The organism is Kitasatospora sp. NPDC086791 (assembly GCF_040685975.1).
GTDB lineage: Bacteria > Actinomycetota > Actinomycetes > Streptomycetales > Streptomycetaceae > Kitasatospora.
In genome coordinates, this window is the sequence record NZ_JBFBOC010000008.1 from 201,225 (window position 1) to 215,455 (window position 14,231).

The window sequence follows — 14,231 nt, forward strand, 5'->3', positions numbered from 1 at the left end:
TCTGCGAGTCGGGACAGGTCTGCTCTCGACCTGACGGTCAGGCGCGCAGGTCCAGGCCGATGTCCAGGATCGGCGAGGAGTGCGTGAGCGCGCCCACGGCCAGGTAGTCGACACCAGTCTGGGCGACCTCGCGCGCGCTGACCAGGGTCAGTCCGCCGGAGGCCTCCAGCTTCGCCCGGCCGGCCACCAGGGCGACGGCCTCCTTCAGCTGCCCGACGGTGAAGTTGTCCAGCAGGATCAGGTCGGCCCCGGCCTCCAGGACCGGCGCGATCTGCTCCAGCTCGTCCACCTCGACCTCGACCGGCAGCTCCGGGTAGGCGGCCCGGACGGCCCGGAAGGCCTCGGCCACGCCGCCGGCCGCGACCACGTGGTTGTCCTTCACCAGGGCGGCGTCGGACAGTGCCATCCGGTGGTTGGCGCCGCCGCCGCAGCGGACCGCGAACTTCTCCAGCGCGCGCAGGCCCGGGGTGGTCTTGCGGGTGTCCCGGACCACCGCGCCGGTGCCCTCCAGGGCGTCCGCCCAGGCGCGGGTCGCGGTGGCGATGCCGGACAGGTGGCAGAGCAGGTTGAGCGCGCTGCGCTCGGCGGTCAGCAGGTCGCGGGTGCGGGAGCGGACCGAGAGCAGCACCTGGCCGGCCTCCACCCGGTCACCGTCCTCGACGTGCCGCTCGACCTCGAACTCCTCCTCGCAGACCAGCGAGACGACCGCCTCGGCGACCCGCAGGCCGGCCACCACGCCCGCCTGGCGGGCGGTGAAGTCGGCGGTGGCGACGGCGTCGGCGGGCACGGTGGCCACCGAGGTGACGTCCTCGCCGCCGGCCAGGTCCTCGGCCAGCGCCAGGGTCGCGATGTCCTCGACCTCGACCGGGTCCAGCCCGGCCTGCTCCAGCAGCTCGGCCAGCTGGGGGTCCAGACCGGTCTCGTAGCCCTCGCCGTCCCCGCAGGCGCAGCCGTCGCCACAGCCGCCCAGGTCGGCCAGGGGGAGTTCCTCGTGGGAGTGGGTCATGGTTCTACTGCTCCTCAGGGGTGCTGACGGGACCGCCGGTGGCGGCGAGGGTGGTGATCAGGTGGCGTCGCCAGTGGGCGTCGTCGCGCTCGGGGTGGTCCTCGCGCCAGTGGCAGCCGCGGGTCTCCTCGCGCTGCGCGGCGGCCGCGACCAGCGCGGTGGCGACCAGCAGCAGGTTGGCGGCCTCCCAGGTCTCCACCCGGGGGTCGGCCGGCTTCTCCTCCGCGACGTGCGCGTACGCCTGCTCGGCGAGCAGGGCGAGCCCGGCCGCGGTGCCGGCCATCGAGGCGGCCGAGCGCAGCACGCCCGCGCCGCGCGACATCAGCCGCTGGATCTCGGCGCGCGCCTCGGACGGCGGCAGCGGGACGGGGTGGGCGGCCCGCGCGGCGGCGACGTCCACGGTGCGCTCGGGCAGCTCGCCGGCCAGGTGCCGCCCGGTCAGGTCGGCCGCGATCCGCTCGGCGAAGACCAGGCCCTCCAGCAGCGAGTTGGAGGCCAGCCGGTTGGCGCCGTGCACCCCGGTGCAGGCGACCTCGCCGCAGGCGTACAGGCCGGGGACGCTGGTGCGGCCGTGCCCGTCGGTGCGGATGCCGCCGGAGGCGTAGTGCGCGGCCGGGGCGATCGGGATCGGCTCGGTGACCGGGTCGATCCCGTGCGTGCGGCAGGTCGCCAGGATGGTCGGGAAGCGCCGCTCCCACATCTCGGCGCCGAAGTGCCGCCCGTCCAGGTACATGTGCTCGGCGCCCTGCTCCTGCATGCGCCGGGTGATCGCCTTGGCCACGATGTCGCGCGGGGCCAGTTCGGCCAGCTCGTGCTGCCCGAGCATGAAGCGGACGCCGTCGGCGTCCACCAGGTGCGCGCCCTCGCCGCGGACGGCCTCGGAGACCAGCGGCTGCTGGCCCTCGGCCTCCGGGCCGAGCCAGAGCACGGTGGGGTGGAACTGGACGAACTCCAGGTCGGTGACGGCGGCGCCGGCCCGCAGTGCGAGCGCCACGCCGTCGCCGGTGGAGACCGCCGGGTTGGTGGTGGCGGAGAAGACCTGGCCCATGCCGCCGGTGGCGAGCACCACCGCGCGGGCCCGGACGGCGCCGACGCCGTCGCGCTGGCCCTCGCCCATCACGTGCAGGGTGAGCCCGGCGGCGCGGCCCTCGGCGTCGGTGAGCAGGTCGAGCACGAGCGCGTGCTCGATCAGCTCGATCTCCGGGTCGGAGCGGACGGCGTCGACCAGGGCGCGCGATATCTCGGCGCCGGTGGCGTCCCCGCCCGCGTGCGCGATCCGGCGGCGGTGGTGGCCGCCCTCGCGGGTGAGCAGGATCTCGCCGTCCGCGCCGCGGTCGAAGGCCGCGCCGACCGCGATCAGCCGGCGGACGGCGCCCGGGCCCTCGGTGACCAGGGTGCGCACGGCCTCCTCGTCACAGAGTCCGGCGCCGGCCACCAGGGTGTCGTCCAGGTGCTGCTCGGGGGTGTCCCCCTCGCCCAGGGCGGCCGCGATGCCGCCCTGGGCCCAGCGGGTGGAGCCGTCGTCCAGCATCGCCTTGGTGACCACCATGGCCCGCAGGCCGGCCTTGCGGACGTTGAGCGCGACGGTGAGGCCGGCCACGCCGGAGCCGACCACGACCACGTCGGTGGTGGCGGTCCAGCCGGGGGCCGGGGCGGTGAGGCGGTGCGTGGACATGGGTCGGTGGCTCCTTCAGCGCGAGACGGCGTCGGCCGCGCCGTTGTCGCCACGGTACGCCGCGTCGCCGCGCAGCAGTCCGGTGCCCTCCCGGGCCTCGGCCGGGTCCCCGCCCAGGCCGGTGATCCGGTTCCGCTCGTCCACGAAGACGATCTTCGGCTCGTAGCCCTTGGCCTCGGCCGTGTCCATCTGCCCGTAGGCGATGAGTATGACCAGGTCGCCGGGGTGGACCAGGCGGGCGGCGGCGCCGTTGATGCCGATCACGCCGGTGCCGCGCGGGCCGGCGATGGTGTACGTCTCCAGCCGGGCGCCGTTGTTGATGTCGACGATGTGGACCAGCTCGCCGGGGAGCAGGTCGGCGGCGTCGAGCAGGTCCTCGTCCACCGTGACGGAGCCGACGTAGTGCAGGTCGGCCTGGGTCACGGTGGCCCGGTGGATCTTGGACTTGAGCATGGTGCGGAGCATGGGGTCACGCCTCCTGTGAGTGCCTGCCTGAGGGCTGAGCTACCGAGCTTCAGCGGGTTCTTCGGCGGGTTCTGCGGCGGGTGCCGCAGCGGGGTTTCAGCGGACGATGACGCGGACGTTGTCGATCAGGCGGGTCGAGCCCACCGTCGCGGCGACGGCCAGCACCGCCTCGCCCTGGAAGTCGTCCGCCGCCTCCGAGAAGGCGTGCGGGTCGATCAGGGCGAGGTAGTCGAGGGTGACGCCCTCGGCGCCGTCCAGGACGGCCGAGGCGGCTTCGCGGACGGCCTTCGGGCCCTGCGCGGCGGCGTCCCGGCCGGCGAACAGGGCCTCGGACAGGGACAGGGCGCGGGTGCGCTCCTCCGCCGAGAGGTAGCGGTTGCGCGAGGACAGCGCCAGGCCGTCCTCCTCGCGGGCGGTCGGCACGCCGACGATCTCGACGTCGAAGTCCAGGTCGGCCACCATCCGCTGGATGAGCGCCAGCTGCTGGGCGTCCTTCTCGCCGAAGAAGGCGAAGTCCGGGTCGGTGATGTGCAGCAGCTTGGCGACCACGGTCAGCACGCCGTCGAAGTGGCCGGGGCGGGTGGCACCCTCGAAGCGCTCGCCCATCGGGCCGGCCACCAGGCGCACCTGCGGCTCGCCGTTCGGGTAGACCTCCTCGACGGACGGCGCGAAGACCACGTCGGCGCCGTTCTCCTCGGCCAGCTTCACGTCGTCGTCGAGGCTGCGGGGGTAGCGCTCCAGGTCCTCGCCCGGCCCGAACTGCAGCGGGTTGACGAAGACCGTGACCGCGACCCGGCCGTCCCGGCCGACCTGCTTGCGGGCGGCCCGGATCAGCGCGGCGTGGCCCTCGTGCAGCGCGCCCATGGTCATCACGACGGCGTTGTCGACGGGCTGCTCGTCCGGCCAGAAGGCGGCCTCGAAGTCGTCCACGGTGCGGGTGACGACGGCCCGGTGGACCTTCGGCGTCCGCTGGGGCTTGTTCGGCTGCTTGCCGCGTGCCATCAGGGCGTCTCCTCGTTCAGTACGTCCAGCAGCGCCGCCGCTGACGTTTCGTCGATCGTTCCGTTGGCGAGCGCCCGCTGCGCGGTGGCGCGGGCCATCGCGCGGTACGCCGCCGGGATGTCGGGGGACACCGTACTGAGCTGCGCCAGGTGGCGTCGCACGGTGCCCGTGTCGCCCCGGGCGACCGGGCCGGTGAGGGCCGCGTCGCCGGAGCGCAGGCTGTTGTCCAGGGCGGCGCCCAGCAGCGGGCCGAGCATCCGGCCGGGCTCGGCCACGCCGGCCGTGCGCAGCAGCTCCATCGCCTGGGCGACCAGGGTGACCAGGTGGTTCGCGCCGTGCGCGAGGGCGGTGTGGTAGCGCGGGCGGACCTCCTCGGGCACCCACTCGGGCTCGCCGCCCATTTCCACCACCAGCGCCTCGGCGACCGGCCGCAGCTCCTCGGGGGCGGTCACCCCGAACGGGCAGCCGGCCAGCCGGGCCAGGTCGACCGAGGTGCCGGTGAAGGTCATCGCCGGGTGCAGGGCCAGCGGCAGCGCCCCGGCCCGGGTGGCGGGCTCCAGGACGGCGACGCCGTGCGCGCCGGAGGTGTGCACCAGCAGCTGGCCCGGACGGACGGCGCCGGTGGCGGCCAGCCCGGCCACCAGGTCGGCCAGCGCGTCGTCCGGGACGGTCAGCAGGACCAGGTCGGCGGCGGCCAGCACCTGCGGCGGGGTGACGATCCGCACGCCCGGCAGCAGCGCCTCGGCACGGCGGCGGGAGGTCGCGGACACCCCGGAGGCGGCGACCACGGTGTGCCCGGCGAGCTGCAGCGCGGCGCCCAGCGCCGGGCCGACCCGGCCGGTGCCGACCACGCCGACGGCGAGCCGGGCCGGGCGGTTGCCGGGATCACCGGGATCCCCGAAGGCAGCGTCGCCGAGGCCGTCGGCGAACGGGGCGAACTCGCCGGAGTCGGCGAAGTCGGACGGATCCACGCATCCACCCTTGTCCTGAATGACCGTTCCGGTCCGCTCGTCGGGTACCGGACGTACGGCCCCAGTCTACGGTCGGCGCCCGGACGCCATGACGGCTCAGTCGGTGGCCCCGGCCCGGATCAGCCCGGCCTCGTACGCCAGCACCACGGCCTGGACCCGGTCGCGCAGACCGAGCTTGGCCAGGATCCGGCCGACGTGGGTCTTCACGGTCGCCTCGGAGAGCACCAGCCGGGCCGCGATCTCGCCGTTCGACAGGCCCTGGGCGACCAGCAGGAACACCTCGCGCTCGCGCTCGGTCAGCGGGCCGAGCACGTTCGAGCCGGGCGCGCTCTGCGGGGTGGGCAGCACCTCGGCGAAGCGGTCGATCATCCGGCGGGTGGTGGTCGGGGCGACCACCGCGTCCCCGCCGTGCACCGCGCGGATCGCGGCCACCAGCTCGGTCGGCGGGACGTCCTTGAGCAGGAAGCCGCTGGCGCCGGCCTTGAGCGCGGCGAAGGCGTACTCGTCCAGGTCGAAGGTGGTGAGGATCAGCACGTGCGGGGCGTTCGGCAGCGGGCTGCCGTCCTCGGCCAGGCAGATCCGGCGGGTCGTCTGCACACCGTCCAGGCGCGGCATCCGGACGTCCATCAGGATCACGTCCACCTCGGTGTGCCGCAGCTTCTCCAGGGCCTGCGCACCGTCGCCCGCCTCGGCGGCGATCTCGATGTCGCCCTGCGACTGCAGGATCATCCGGAATCCGGTGCGCAGCAGTTCCTGGTCGTCGACGAGCATCACGCGGATGGTCAAGGTGGCTCCTAGAGAGGGGGCGGGAGGTCAGTGTGCGGCCTTGAGCGGCAGGACGGCGCGGATCCGGAAGCCGCCGCCGGGGCGGGGGCCCACGTCGAGGCTGCCGCTGACCATGCCGACCCGCTCGCGCATGCCGATCAGGCCGTGGCCGAGGCCGTCCGTGCCGCCGGAGGCCAGCTCTTCGTCGGTGCTGCCGCGCCCGTCGTCCTCCACCAGCACGGCCAGCTCGCGCTCGCCGAAGTCGACCGCGACCCGGGCGTGCACGTCGGGGCCGCCGTGCTTGCGGACGTTGGTGAGCGCCTCCTGGACGATCCGGTAGACGGTCAGCTCGACACCGCGCGGCAGCTCGCGGGGATGCCCGGAGGTCGCGTAGTCCACCTGCAGCCCGGCCGTGCGGACCTGCTCCAGCAGCTCCGGCAGCTCCTCCACGCCCGGCTGCGGCACGTACTCCTCGGCGGTGTCGGAGGTGCGCAGCACGCCCAGCAGGCGGCGCATCTCGACCAGTGCCTGGCGGCCGGTGGAGGCGATCGTGCCGAGCGCCTCCTTGGCCTGCTGCGGGGAGTTGTCGAGGACGTACGCTGCGCCGTCGGCCTGGACGATCATCACCGAGACGTTGTGCGCGACCACGTCGTGCAGCTCACGGGCGATCCGGGCCCGCTCGGCCGCGACCGCCACCTTGGCCTGGGCGTCCCGCTCGCGCTCCAGCCGGGCGGCGCGGTCCTCCAGTTCGGTCAGGTAGGCGCGGCGCACCCGGGTCAGCCGGCCCCAGGCCCAGCACAGGATGAACGGCGTGGTCATCAGCAGCGTGATCAGAGCTGCTTCGCCGAAGCCGTACGGGCGGGAGACGTAGTGGCCGGAGCTCTCGTGGACCGTCTTCATCGGGTGCATCTGCCAGAACAGCAGCGGCCCGGCGGACAGCCCGGCGGTCAGCGCCAGCCGGGAGGTCCACTTCTGGCCGAAGGCGGCCCCGGTGTAAGCGAAGACCAGGTACGCGATCGAGGAGCCGCCCGGTTCGACGTCGGCCAGCACCTGGCTGACGCCGAGGCCGGTGGCGGCGGCCACGGTGACGTCGGGGTAGCGCCGGCGGAAGACCATCAGCGCGGGCAGCACCAGCGCGACCAGGACGTCGGCGTCGAAGCGCCAGCCCTCGTCGGGGAGGTTGTCGTTCGGCACCAGGCCGATGAGGAGCACGATCGCCGCCCAGGCGGAGTCGACCACCATGGGGTGACGGCGGAGCCAGGCGTTGAGTCGATGCACGTGTCCAGCGTAGGCAGTCGCTCCGCGTGCCCAGGTCCGCCGGTAGGGCGATCCGTCCTACTCCGTAGGTCGGAGACGCGCCGGTCCGGATGGGGAGGGTGCTCCGACCGGCGGGTAGCGTCCCGCCCCATGACTTGGATGCGGTGGGCGCCCGCCATGGAACAGGCCCTGTACGACCCGGAGCGGGGCTTCTACCGCAGGCCGGAGGGCCCCGCCGGGCACTTCCGCACCTCCGTGCACGCCTCGCCGAGGTTCGCCCGTGCGGTGGCCCGGCTGCTCCTCGACGTTGACGCGGCCCTCGGTCGTCCGGAGGAGCTGGCCTTCGTCGACGTCGGGGCCGGGCGGGGGGAACTGCTCACCGGCGTGCTGGCCGAGCTGCCCGCCGGGGTGCTGGCGCGGCTGCGCCCGTACGGCGTGGAGATCGCGCGGCGCCCGGCCGGGCTCCCGGCCGCGGTCCGGTGGACGGACGAGCCGCCGCGCGGCGTGACCGGGCTGCTGTTCGCCAACGAGTGGCTGGACAACGTGCCGCTGGACGCCGGCGAGGTGGACGAGGACGGGGTGCTGCGCTACGTCGAGGTGGACACCGCGACCGGCGCGCTGCGCCCGGGCGCGGCGGTGTCGGCGGCGGACGCGGCCTGGGCCGGGCGGTGGTGGCCGGTCGCGGAGCCCGGGGAGACGGTGGAGTTCGGCGGGCCCCGGGACGCCGCCTGGGCGGGGGCCGTCGCCGGGCTGGAGCGAGGCCTGGCCGTGGCGGTCGACTACGGGCACACGGCGGAGCGGCGGCCGCCCTTCGCCACCTTCACCGGCTTCCGGGACGGCCGGGAGGTGGCCCCGGTGCCGGACGGCTCCTGCGACGTCACCGCGCACGTGGCCCTGGACGCCGTCGCCGTGCCCGGTCTCCACAGCCTGTGGACGACGCAGCGCGAGGCCCTGCGCGCGCTCGGGGTGAGCGGCGGCCGCCCGCCGCTCGCCCTGGCCTCCACCGATCCGGTGGGCTACCTGCGGGCGCTGAGCGGGGCGGGGGAGGGCGCCGAGCTGACCGACCCGGGCGGGCTGGGCGGGTTCGGGTGGCTGCTGCAGACCGTCGGCATGCCACCCCTTGAGATCTTCGAGGGGCTCTGAGCTCGGAGTCCCTGCCGGGATGGCAGACTCTGGGGGCATGAGGGAGACGACGGTCGGCATCGGGGCGGGAGCCGAGAACTTCACCGGCGGGGCGGGCACCACCGACATGGTGCTCAACATCGGCCCGCAGCACCCGGCCACCCACGGCGTCCTGCGCCTGCGCCTGCTGCTCGACGGCGAGCGCATCGTCACCGCCGAGCCGGTGATCGGCTACATGCACCGGGGCGCGGAGAAGCTGTTCGAGGCCCGTGACTACCGGCAGATCATCATGCTGGCCAACCGGCACGACTGGCTCTCCGCCTTCTCCAACGAACTCGGCGTCGTCCTCGGCGTCGAGCGGATGCTCGGCATGGAGGTCCCCGAGCGGGCGGTGTGGATCCGCACCCTGCTCGCCGAGCTCAACCGGGTGCTCAACCACCTGATGTTCCTCGGCTCCTACCCGCTGGAGCTGGGCGGGATCACCCCGATCTTCCACGCCTTCACCGGCCGCGAGGACCTCCAGCACGTCCTGGAGGAGGCCTCCGGCGGCCGGATGCACTACATGTTCAACCGGGTGGGCGGCCTCAAGGAGGACCTCCCGGCCGGCTGGCTCGGCCGCGTCCGCGCCGCCGTCGCCACCGTCCGCTCGCAGCTGCCGGTGTTCGAGGACCTGGTCCTCGGCAACGAGATCTTCCGTGTCCGCACGGCCGGCGTCGGCGTCCTCACCCGGGCGCAGGCCGAGGCGTACGGGGTCAGCGGCCCGATCGCCCGGGCCAGCGGCCTCGACCTCGACCTGCGCCGCGACGAGCCCTACCTCGCGTACGGCTCCGAGGAACTGCGGCAGGTCCTCACCGTGGTCACCCGCGAGGAGGGCGACTGCCTGGCCCGCTTCGAGTGCCTGCTGGAGCAGACCGTCAACGCGCTGGACCTCGCCGACGCCTGCCTCGACAAGCTCGCCACCCTGCCGCCCGGCCCGGTCAACCAGCGGCTGCCCAAGGTGCTCAAGGCACCCGAGGGCAGCACCTACGCGTGGACCGAGAACCCGCTCGGGATCAACGGGTACTACCTGGTCTCGCGCGGCGACAAGACGCCGTGGCGGCTCAAGTTGCGCTCGGCGTCCTTCAACAACATCCAGGCGCTGACCGAGCTGCTGCCCGGGACGCTGGTGGCGGACATGGTGGCGATCCTGGGGTCGATGTTCTTCGTGGTCGGGGACATCGACAAGTAAGGGTTCCGGGCCCTGCCCGGGTGGGGCCCACCCGGGTGGGGTCAGCCCTTCTTCCCGGGCTTCCCGGGCTTGCCGGGCTTGGCGGGGTCGGCCGGGTGCGGGGCGATCCTGCGGTCGCCCTTGGTGGCGATCCGCTCCTCGCACAGCCGGGCCAGCACGCCGTAGGCCGCCTCGCCCATCAGCTCGGTGAGCTCGGGGCGGTAGCTGACGTACACCGCGTCCGCGCCCTGGTGGGCCGCCGGGGCGCCGGTGCACCACCAGTGAAGGTCGTGGCCGCCCGGGCCCCAGCCGCGGCGGTCGTACTCGCCGATCGAGACCTGGAGGTAGCGGGTGTCGTCCGGGCGGTCGATCCAGTCGTAGGTGCGGCGGATCGGCAGCTGCCAGCAGACGTCCGGCTTGGTCTCCAGCGGCTCGCGGCCCTCCCGGAGCGCGAGCGCGTGCAGGGCGCAGCCGGCGCCGCCCGCGAAGTCCGGGCTGTTCACGAAGATGCAGGCGCCGTTGACCCGGCGGGTCTGGCGGTCGCCGTCCTCGTCCAGCATGGTGATGCCGCCGTCGGAGACGAGCCGGCCCTTGGCGTCGGTGCCCTGCGGGAAGTTCTCCCACAGCTCGGGCGTCAGCCGCGCCGCGTGGCCCAGGACGCGCTTCTCGTCGTCCTCGTCCGAGTAGTGGGCGCCCAGCGTGCAGCAGCCGTCCGACTCGCCGCGGCCCTCGCGGATGCCGTGGCAGCCCTGGCCGAAGACGCAGGACCAGCGGGAGGTCAGCCAGGTGAGGTCGCAGCGGAAGACCTGCTCCTCGTCGGCGGGGTCGGCGAACTCGACCCAGGCGCGCGGGAAGTCGAGCGCGACCTCGTCGCGCGGGATCTCGCGGCGCAGGGTCGGCATCGCGAGGTCGACGGGGGCGGGGGAGGCCTCGGGCTTCGCCTTGGCCTTCTTCTTGGACGTTTCTGCTGGTGCCACCCGGCAAGGGTAGAGCTTCCGCGCGGGTGGTGACGGGGGCGAGGTGGGTGGCGGCGGTCCGGGTCGGCGCGCGGGGCGGTGGCCGATCCGTCACGGGGAGGTACGGGGCGGCGCGGGGGAGGCACCGGGACGGCGGGCGGCGGCGCCGGGGCGCCCGGCCGGCCGGGCGGGCGGCGCGTCCGCGGGCCGGGGGAACTGCGCGGCGCGGGAGCGGAGTTCGTGCGGCTCGGCGGCGGGCCGGCGCGGGCCGTCGCCGCCGGGTGCGGTCCGGCGCGCGGCGAACTCGTCGGCGGGCCAAAGGGGTTGGCCGGCCGGGTCGGGAGGGCCGGAGCCGGGCCGCCCGCGCTCGGCCGCGGCGGGGTGGCGCTCGCCGGCCCGCACACCGCCGACCGCGGCGGGAACGCCGGGCCCTCCGCGGGGGCCGTCCGTGCCCCGGGCCGGCCCTCGGCCCCGCCCGCCCCGGACCAGCGTGTGACCGCCGCAACCCCTTTCGCCCCGGCCCGGATCGCGTAGCGTGGAGAGTTATGCGACTCGGTGTGCTCGACGTAGGTTCCAACACGGTCCACTTCCTCGTGGTGGACGCCCACCCGGGCGCCGCTCCGCTGCCCGCCTACTCCCACAAGGCCGAACTGCGCCTGGCCGAGCTGCTGGACGCGGAGGGCGCGATAAGCGGGGCCGGTGTCGAGCGGCTGGTCGGCCACGTCGCCTCCTCGCTGCGGGTCGCCGAGGACAAGGGCGTCGTCGACATCCTGCCGTTCGCGACCTCGGCCGTGCGCGAGGCCGCCAACGGCGAGGAGGTGCTGCGTCGGGTGGCGGCCGAGACCGGCGTCGAGCTGCAGGTGCTCTCCGGTCAGGACGAGGCCCGGCTCACCTTCCTGGCCGTCCGCCGTTGGTTCGGCTGGTCGTCCGGCCGGCTGCTCAACCTGGACATCGGCGGCGGCTCGCTGGAGATCGCCTGCGGCCTGGACGAGCAGCCGGACGTCGCCTGTTCGCTGCCGCTGGGCGCCGGGCGGCTGACCGCCCGCTGGCTGCCCGGGGACGTCGCCGACCCGGACGGGCTGCGCGAGCTGAGACGCCACATCCGGGCCGAGATGGGCACCGTGGTCGGCGAGGTCTCCCGGCTCGGGCCGCCGCAGCACGCGGTCGCCACCTCCAAGACCTTCAAGCAGCTGGCCCGGATGACCGGCGCGGCCCCCGCCGACGCCGGCCCGTACGCCGACCGCCGGCTCACCCGCAGCGGGCTCGCCGCCTGGCTGCCCCGGCTGTCCGCGATGACCGTCGCGGAGCGCGCGCAGATCCCCGGCGTCTCCGAGGGCCGGGCCAAGCAGCTGCTGGCCGGCGCGCTGGTCGCCGACGCCGCGATGGACCTGTTCGGCCTGGACGAGCTGGACGTCTGCCCGTGGGCGCTGCGCGAGGGCATCATCCTGCGCCGCCTGGACACCATGGACAGCCCCGCCGACCGGCGCCGACCGGCGCTCACGCCGTAGAACGGCGTCCCGTTCGGAGCGCGCTCCGCTTACGCTGTCTCCCGTGGTGCAACCAGCGGGCGAGGATGGGACGCGGGAGGGCCGCGCTCCCGGGGACGGGCGGTCGCGGCCGGACGGCCCGCGCCGTCGGCCCGGCCCGGCGGTCGAGGGCGCCACCGCCGCGCAGGCCGCCGAGGACGCCAGGGCCGCCGAGGCCGTCCGGGCGGCCCGACGCACCGAGAAGAAGGCCGCCGAGGACGAGGCCGCGGCGAAGCAGGCGGCCCCCGAGCGGCCGCCGACGGAGCAGGCCACGGACCGGGCGGCCGCCAAGGCCGCCGAGAAGCCCGCTGCCAAGGCCTCCGGGAAGGCCTCCGGGAAGCCCGCCGCCAAGGCCGCGAGGACGGCCGCGGAGCCCGTCCGCGCCGCCGCCCCCCGCCGGTCCGCCGCCAAGGCCGCGCCGAAGGAGACCCGCACCGCCCGGGCCGCCGGCGCCGCGAAGGCCGCCGTCCAGTCGGTGCGCTCGGTCAAGGCCGCCCGCCGGGAGGCCGCCCGCCCGCCGCTGCTGCGCACCACCGACCGGCTGGTGCTGCCCCGGCACCCGGCCCTGCACGTCCCCGAGACCAAGGTGGTCCTGTCCACTGCCTCGGTGTACCCGGCGAGCACCGCCGTCGCCTTCGAGCTGGCGGCCAAGCTCGGCTACGACGGGGTCGAGGTGATGGTCTGGAACGACCCGGTCAGTCAGGACGTCGAGGCCCTGCGCCGGCTCTCCGACGCCCACCGGATGCCGATCCTGGCCGTGCACGCGCCCTGTCTGCTGATCACCCAGCGGGTGTGGACCACCGATCCGTGGACCAAGCTGGTCCGGGCCCGGGCGGCGGCCGAGAAGCTCGGCGCGAGCGCGGTCGTCGTCCACCCGCCGTTCCGCTGGCAGCGCCAGTACGCCCGGGAGTTCGTCGAGGGCATCAACCGGATGGCGGGCGAGACCGACGTCCGTTTCGCCGTCGAGAACATGTACCCGTGGCGCTACCGCGACCGCGAGGTGCTGGCGTACGCGCCCGGCTGGGACGTCACCGACGAGGAGTACCGGCACTTCACCATCGACCTCTCGCACGTCGCCACCTCCCGGATCGACGCCTTCGGCATGGTCGAGCGGATGGGCGACCGGCTCGCGCACGTGCACCTGGCCGACGGCAGCGGCTCCGGCAAGGACGAGCACCTGATCCCCGGCCGCGGCAAGCAGCCCTGCGCCGAGCTGCTGGAGCACCTGGCCCGGACCGGCTTCGACGGCCACGTGGTGCTGGAGGTCAACACCCGCCGCTCCGTGTCGCCCGCCGAACGCGAGGCCGATCTGGCCGAGGCGCTGGCCTTCACCCGCTTGCACCTGGCCACCCCCTCGCACGTACGCTGAGCCGTACGGGCCCGCTACGGGTGCGAACTTCCGTACGGAGGCGGGGACATGGCGGAGGACCAGGACTACCGTGCGGCGGCGGCCCGGAGCTTCGGCGCGGTGGCCGACGAGTACCACCGGGCCCGACCCGGCTACCCCGACGGGCTGTTCGACGCGGTGGAGCGGCTCTGGGGCCGCGGCCTCCGGGGCTCCCGGGTGCTGGACGTCGGCGCGGGCACCGGCATCGCCACCCGGCTGCTGGCCGCCCGGGGCGCGGACGTCGTCGCCGTCGAGCCCAGCGCCGGCATGGCCGCCCGGTTCGTGGCCTCCTCGCCCGCGCTGCCGCTGGTCCGCGGCACCGGTGACGACCTGCCCTTCCGCGACGACTCCGCCGACCTGATCACCTACGCCCAGGCCTTCCACTGGACCCGTCCCGAGCGGTCGGTCCCCGAGGCGGTCCGGGTGCTGCGGCCCGGCGGTGCCATCGCCACCTGGTGGAACGTGCTCGACGAAACCCTGCCGTGGGTCCGCGCCCGCGACCGCCGGCTGACCGCCATCCTGCCCGCCCGCTACCGCGGCTACGGCGGGATCGGCGGCCACACCGGCCACTTCGCGCCGGCCGGCCTGGCGGTCGACCGGGCGGTGCTGCGCTGGGAGCGGCGGGTCACCGTCGACCACGTGCTGACCGACCTCACCTCGCGCTCGTACCTGGCCCCGCTGAGCCCCGAGGAGCGCGCGCCGGTGCTGGCCGCCGAGCGGGAGGCCATGCTCGCCGAGTTCCCGGACGGCACCGTGGTCGAGCCGTACGTCCTGGACCTCACCGTGGCCACCACCGGGGAGTGACCGCGCGGGCGCGGAGCCACCCCGCCTGACGGCCCGCCGCCTGACCGCATCGCGGACGGCGCGTCCGCCGGCCGGACGGCGGGCGTAG

Annotated in this window: 13 protein-coding genes; 5 read left to right on the forward strand and 8 right to left on the reverse strand. The window is 75.1% G+C overall.

Annotation, left to right across the window (positions count from 1 at the left end; all coding sequences use genetic code 11):
• Positions 1-37 precede the first annotated feature (37 nt).
• The 7 genes from nadC to AB0Q99_RS14715 all read right to left on the reverse strand — a co-directional run bounded on the left by nadC (position 38) and on the right by AB0Q99_RS14715 (position 7,162).
• A complete protein-coding gene (nadC, locus tag AB0Q99_RS14685; RefSeq protein ID WP_363571578.1) occupies positions 38-1,006 on the reverse strand; it encodes a carboxylating nicotinate-nucleotide diphosphorylase in 969 nt (322 codons plus the stop codon).
• Positions 1,007-1,010: 4 nt separating this feature from the next.
• The gene (locus tag AB0Q99_RS14690) at positions 1,011-2,681 is read right to left on the reverse strand and encodes an L-aspartate oxidase (protein WP_363571580.1); all 1,671 of its coding nucleotides are present in this window, start codon (positions 2,679-2,681) and stop codon (positions 1,011-1,013) included.
• Positions 2,682-2,696: 15 nt separating this feature from the next.
• Positions 2,697-3,146 carry an aspartate 1-decarboxylase gene (panD, locus tag AB0Q99_RS14695; RefSeq protein WP_363571582.1) on the reverse strand — a complete coding sequence of 150 codons (450 nt, stop codon included), beginning with the start codon at positions 3,144-3,146 and terminating at the stop codon, positions 2,697-2,699.
• A gap of 96 nt (positions 3,147-3,242) precedes the next feature.
• Positions 3,243-4,148: a pantoate--beta-alanine ligase gene (gene panC / locus AB0Q99_RS14700; protein ID WP_363571584.1), complete on the reverse strand. Its 906-nt coding sequence runs from the start codon at positions 4,146-4,148 to the stop codon at positions 3,243-3,245.
• Positions 4,148-5,119: a DUF2520 domain-containing protein gene (locus tag AB0Q99_RS14705; RefSeq protein WP_363571587.1), complete on the reverse strand. Its 972-nt coding sequence runs from the start codon at positions 5,117-5,119 to the stop codon at positions 4,148-4,150. The genes panC and AB0Q99_RS14705 overlap by 1 nt, the downstream gene beginning before the upstream one ends.
• 96 nt (positions 5,120-5,215) lie before the next feature.
• Complete coding sequence (locus AB0Q99_RS14710) at positions 5,216-5,905, reverse strand: response regulator transcription factor (protein ID WP_363571589.1); 690 nt, start codon at positions 5,903-5,905, stop codon at positions 5,216-5,218.
• A 27-nt stretch (positions 5,906-5,932) separates the two neighbouring features.
• Positions 5,933-7,162 (reverse strand): sensor histidine kinase, encoded by a 1,230-nt coding sequence (locus AB0Q99_RS14715; RefSeq protein WP_363571591.1) that lies wholly within the window; start codon positions 7,160-7,162, stop codon positions 5,933-5,935.
• Positions 7,163-7,291: 129 nt separating this feature from the next.
• Here AB0Q99_RS14715 and AB0Q99_RS14720 point away from each other — a divergent pair, with 129 nt between their 5' ends.
• Positions 7,292-8,284 carry an SAM-dependent methyltransferase gene (locus tag AB0Q99_RS14720; RefSeq protein ID WP_363571593.1) on the forward strand — a complete coding sequence of 331 codons (993 nt, stop codon included), beginning with the start codon at positions 7,292-7,294 and terminating at the stop codon, positions 8,282-8,284.
• A gap of 37 nt (positions 8,285-8,321) precedes the next feature.
• Positions 8,322-9,491 carry an NADH-quinone oxidoreductase subunit D gene (locus tag AB0Q99_RS14725; protein WP_363571595.1) on the forward strand — a complete coding sequence of 390 codons (1,170 nt, stop codon included), beginning with the start codon at positions 8,322-8,324 and terminating at the stop codon, positions 9,489-9,491.
• A 41-nt stretch (positions 9,492-9,532) separates the two neighbouring features.
• On the opposite strand, the gene AB0Q99_RS14730 is transcribed toward AB0Q99_RS14725, so the two are convergent.
• Complete coding sequence (locus AB0Q99_RS14730; RefSeq protein ID WP_363571685.1) at positions 9,533-10,372, reverse strand: hypothetical protein; 840 nt, start codon at positions 10,370-10,372, stop codon at positions 9,533-9,535.
• A gap of 599 nt (positions 10,373-10,971) precedes the next feature.
• On the opposite strand from AB0Q99_RS14730, the gene AB0Q99_RS14735 reads away from it, so the two are divergent.
• The 3 genes from AB0Q99_RS14735 to AB0Q99_RS14745 all read left to right on the forward strand — a co-directional run bounded on the left by AB0Q99_RS14735 (position 10,972) and on the right by AB0Q99_RS14745 (position 14,143).
• A complete protein-coding gene (locus AB0Q99_RS14735; protein ID WP_363571597.1) occupies positions 10,972-11,934 on the forward strand; it encodes a Ppx/GppA phosphatase family protein in 963 nt (320 codons plus the stop codon).
• Positions 11,935-12,517: 583 nt separating this feature from the next.
• Positions 12,518-13,321, forward strand: a complete 804-nt coding sequence (locus tag AB0Q99_RS14740) for a sugar phosphate isomerase/epimerase (RefSeq protein ID WP_363571687.1) — start codon at positions 12,518-12,520, stop codon at positions 13,319-13,321.
• 48 nt (positions 13,322-13,369) lie between these two features.
• On the forward strand, positions 13,370-14,143 hold the full coding sequence (locus AB0Q99_RS14745) for a methyltransferase domain-containing protein (RefSeq protein ID WP_363571599.1): 774 nt from the start codon (positions 13,370-13,372) through the stop codon (positions 14,141-14,143).
• The last annotated feature ends 88 nt before the right edge of the window (positions 14,144-14,231 follow it).